General features: G+C 46.1%; 1 protein-coding gene. It reads right to left on the bottom strand.

The window, feature by feature from the left end; all coding sequences use genetic code 11:
* Positions 1–660, bottom strand: a 660-nt coding sequence (locus tag ACFIL8_RS11980) for an MFS transporter (RefSeq protein WP_375690002.1), incomplete at its 3' end; no start/stop codon positions are given.
* Positions 661–672 lie beyond the last annotated feature (12 nt).

Genomic DNA, 672 nt, shown 5'->3' with positions numbered 1-672 from the left:
AGCTCGCCCGAGAAGTTGCTTTGGTGTGAGGCGCTGCCTGAAGGCGGTAACACCAATAAACCATAAGCTTGCTCCAATGCCAGCGATAAAGGTGACGCCCCATACGACGACAGCACTTTTTGAAAAGGCTGGAATCAGCAACAAGACAACCGTTCCTAAACCGTCAGTGAGAACAGCTAGGCGCACCGGTGCATAACGTATACGCGGTGCAAATAGGGCACCTGCCATTGTTCCAAGCGCGTAGGCTGCAAACATCACGCCATATTGGCTGCTATGTAGGCCCAGATACTGACTGTCGGTAACGAAGAAGATGAATGAGGTTAGGAATGCTCCAAATACCACCGATAGAAAGAATGTGAGTAATGTAAGGGAGGAAAGATGCCGATTTGAAAAAATGAAATGAAAGCCGGCAATGATATAACGGAAAGTGATGTTTTCTTTATCAGGTGTTGGCGATGTCGGAACAGCATGGCGAGCGGTAAAAATCAATGTGATAAAAAGCACGATTAAAAGGCCGAGAAATAGCAGTGTGCTATGCGCTAAAATGCTGCTTGTTATGACAGGGGCAAGAAAATAGGAGACCCCGAAATCTAAGAACAAGACAATAGAGTAGAAGGTCATCAATCGCTCTCCCTCCATGATAAGTGGTGGAATCGTCATTATATAAGCTTC

The organism is Bartonella sp. AP57NXGY (assembly GCF_042195805.1).
In the GTDB taxonomy this organism is placed as follows: domain Bacteria; phylum Pseudomonadota; class Alphaproteobacteria; order Rhizobiales; family Rhizobiaceae; genus Bartonella.
Note: the sequence above shows the minus strand (reverse complement) of the source record. Positions and strands in the feature narration are given on the sequence as shown.